The 3,119-nt window shown below is 70.9% G+C and carries 2 protein-coding genes and 2 pseudogenes; all 4 read right to left on the bottom strand.

The window, feature by feature from the left end; genetic code table 11:
• Window positions 1-194 (bottom strand): annotated as a pseudogene (locus ACQKIP_RS43835) (RNA-guided endonuclease TnpB family protein); the annotation flags it as partial.
• Between the two features lie 622 nt (window positions 195-816).
• Window positions 817-1,767 (bottom strand): HNH endonuclease, encoded by a 951-nt coding sequence (locus ACQKIP_RS43830; protein WP_365863568.1) that lies wholly within the window; start codon window positions 1,765-1,767, stop codon window positions 817-819.
• 62 nt (window positions 1,768-1,829) lie between these two features.
• Window positions 1,830-2,477: a class I SAM-dependent methyltransferase gene (locus tag ACQKIP_RS43825; protein WP_365863570.1), complete on the bottom strand. Its 648-nt coding sequence runs from the start codon at window positions 2,475-2,477 to the stop codon at window positions 1,830-1,832.
• 111 nt (window positions 2,478-2,588) lie between these two features.
• A pseudogene (locus ACQKIP_RS43820) lies at window positions 2,589-3,119 on the bottom strand (transporter); the annotation flags it as partial.

Raw genomic sequence — 3,119 nt, 5'->3', positions numbered from 1 at the left:
CAGACCAGATACAGGGCACGCCCGTGCTTGCGGGCCTGCTCGACCAGGGCCTTCTTGGTGGCGCCGATCGCCGCATCGGCCGCCTTGCGGGCCATCGTCGACTTCGCGAGGAAGCGCGGCCTGAAATCCTCCACGGCCAGCGCGTCGTGGTCACGGACCACGCGCTTGGCCCACTTGCGGGCGGTGTCCTGCCGGTGGGGGAACATTCGCGGCGCTATTACCCGCGCCCGGACGTGGTCTATGTGCCCTTGCACGATGCACAGCCGATCGAGCGCGGGCCGGTCTGGCTGGAAGGCAACACCACGGAGCGCGTCCGCGCGTTCGTACGCGCTGCGGCAGACACGGCCGGGCAGCCGCCGACGGCATGAGCGTGCAGGCAACATCCGCGCCGACTCCGCGCCCGCGCCCGCGTGCATCGGTGCGGGCAGTCGCATCGGACTGCCTTACGTCAGTCTGAGCGGAAAGGCCCACCGCGCCACCGCCGGGCACTGGCGTCCCGGTACGGCGAGGCAAGCGCAGGGCCAGGACCTGCTGCCCGCCCTCTCCGGCTGTCTGCCAGCCGGACTTGCTCTGCATCCTCCCGGCGACGCCCAGCCCTTGCCGGGCGAGCCGTTGCGCTTTGTCCCGGCCGTCGGTCCTGGCCCTACGGGTCGGCGGCCTTCAGCAAAATGTGCGCCCTCTAGGACAAGCCGGCGCGCTGCGCACCATCAGGGCCTGGCTAGGTGAACCAACGCTGTGGTGTTCTGTGCGGGGCAACAGCGGGAGGTGGAACCAGTTTTGGCTGCTCCCCTGCGTTCCGACCGCTCACGGGCCGCGTCAGATGCAGCACCGTTGGACCTCGTGCAGGAAGTCCGCCCAGCGGGCGGCAACCCGGCTGCCCGGTGCTGTGTGCAGGGCCAGCTGGAGGGTCTTTTTCAACGGGTGCGGAGATCCCATGATCGCCTCGTTGCGCTGCGTCAACCGCTGGAGTTCGCCGTTGCGCGGCAGGCGGTCGCTCTTGGTGCTGTTGCAGGCCTCGTGCGCGGGGGCGAGGTTCCACAGCGCATCCAGGTCGGGGCCCGTCCATCGGCCCACGCTGGCGTAGCGCTGCATGAGCGCGAAGGGAAAGACATGGTCGACGGCGAGCGGATCGGCCAGGTCGAGGGTGTCGTCGCAGATCAGGCAGCGGCCGTGCTGGAATCCGATGAGCGCCTGGGCTACGCCGGTGACCGGGCGGCGGCGGCGCTTGTCGGTCAGTTGCAGCGTCGGCCAGTCCACGGTGACGCCCTCCTGGACGAGGGCACGGCCGATGCCGGCGGCGAAGGAGGATTCCACGATGCTCCACCGTGCGTCGAGTTCCGCACGCAGCCCCCTCGCCTGGTCCGACTGCGCCACCTGCAGGAGCTGCGGCGTGAGAGTGACGCTGCGTCGGCGCGGACTGCCCGTCACCTTGTAGAAGCGGTGCGGGACTTCACTTCCGCCGCCCAGGTTGTGGAATTTCCGCATGACCATGGCCGGCATCGACTTGACCGCGGCGTCCAGCAGCCGGTCGGTGGGCCGGCCGAGCTGGTGTGTCTCCTCGCGCTCGGCGGCGGCGACCCCCAGGAAGTCGGTTTCGCCGATCGAGGTGCCCCGGGGTGCCTGAGGGGCCCTGGCCGCGTGCTCGGCCAGGCGCATGGCGTAGGGCACGGCAAGGTCGCGCAGCAGGATCTCGGTGTGCCCCTGCCGGGCGTGCTCGAGCAGAGCGTCGCCGAGGGCGAACTTGTAGGTGCGGGAGTTGGCCCCCATCAAGATCGCCAGACGCCAGGATGAGCGGGCGGAGGGCTCGGCTGAGAAGAAGGCGTCCGCCGTCACGCCGGGGCCTTTCGCAGGGCCAGTTCGCTCCAGTGGATTGCGTCGCGGCCCAGCTGGTCCTGGCCGCCACCGAGGTGCAGGACGTCCAGTCCGTTCTCCCGGGCCAGGGCGGCGGTCTCGTCGGCGGGTACGTCGAACATCGTGCGGTCCGCAGGTGGCGGTCCGTGACGGAGAGAGATGATCAACAGGCCTCCGGGATCGAGGAGTCCGGCCAGCCGGCGCATGGCCGCGGTCCGCTGCGAGGCATCCAGATGCATCCACACCGCGGACAACAGCAGCAGCCCGAAGCGGCCCTCCAGCCGCTCCAGGCCGGGCAGCGAGTCCTCCAGCCAGGCGATGGGGGCGTCAGCATGCAGTTGCTGGGCCACCAGCCGCAGTTCCCGCACGGGCTCGACGGCGAGGACCTCGTGCCCGCGCCCGGCCAGGGCCGCCGCATCCCGCCCGGTGCCCGCGCCGATGTCAGCGACCCGCACCGGAGCCGTGGGCAACAGGTGCAGGATCTCCCCGTGGACGGACTCGAAGGTCAGGCTCTCGTACCGCTCGGCCAGGGCCTGTGCTGCGTACGCGTAATAGGGCTGGGCACCCGAGGCCGGAGCATACGGTGGACGCGGCCCCTCTCCCGGGCCGGCAAGGGAACTCTTCATGACGTCACACTACGGCGCCCCACTGACACTCCAAGTCCGGTCGCCTGCACGCCCGCGCGGGACACCTTGCCCCGGTGCCCCGCACGGGCGCTTCGGCAGGTTGCAGGGTGATCAGGTCAGGCGGCGGCTGATCCACCAGGTGCACAACCCGGTCAGGGCCGCGGCGAGGCCCAGGTAGAGGCCGGTTTCGGCCCACTGCAGGGTCCAGAAGTTGCCGGCGGGCTGGTAGGTGACTTGTTGCCGGTAGCCGGCCCTGGTCAGGGCGGTGGCGCAGTCCGCCATGGAGGGGCAGTCGGTGAGCGAGGCCGGCAAGGTCGCCGGGTGACCGGAGGCGTTGACGGTGTGTTGGGACAGGATCCAGGCGCCGGGCTGGCCGAAGTCCACTTCGCGCACGGCGTCGACGCCGATGTTCACCGGCCTGGCCCGGGTGAACGAGAGCGTGGTCTCGACGGAGGAGGCCAGGTGAGGGCGGAGCCACAGGGGCACGGCGATCTGCACGGCGGCGTAGGCGGCCAGGGTGGCGGCCATGGCGGGCACGGTGCGGCGGATGAGCACGCCCAGGGTGACGCCGAGGATGAACGCGAAGGCGGCGTAGCCGATCGGTACGGTGCCCCGTCCGGCGAACACCAGCGGGTCGATGCG

Source organism: Streptomyces sp. NPDC059900, from assembly GCF_050270335.1.
GTDB lineage: Bacteria > Actinomycetota > Actinomycetes > Streptomycetales > Streptomycetaceae > Streptomyces.
This window is presented reverse-complemented; position numbering and strand designations above follow the sequence as displayed.

Coding starts and splice junctions, on each gene's coding strand:
- ACQKIP_RS43830 (WP_365863568.1), bottom strand. CDS start 1,767: ATGGGGGCCAACTCCCGCACCTACAAGTTCGCCCTCGGCGACGCTCTG.
- ACQKIP_RS43825 (WP_365863570.1), bottom strand. CDS start 2,477: ATGAAGAGTTCCCTTGCCGGCCCGGGAGAGGGGCCGCGTCCACCGTAT.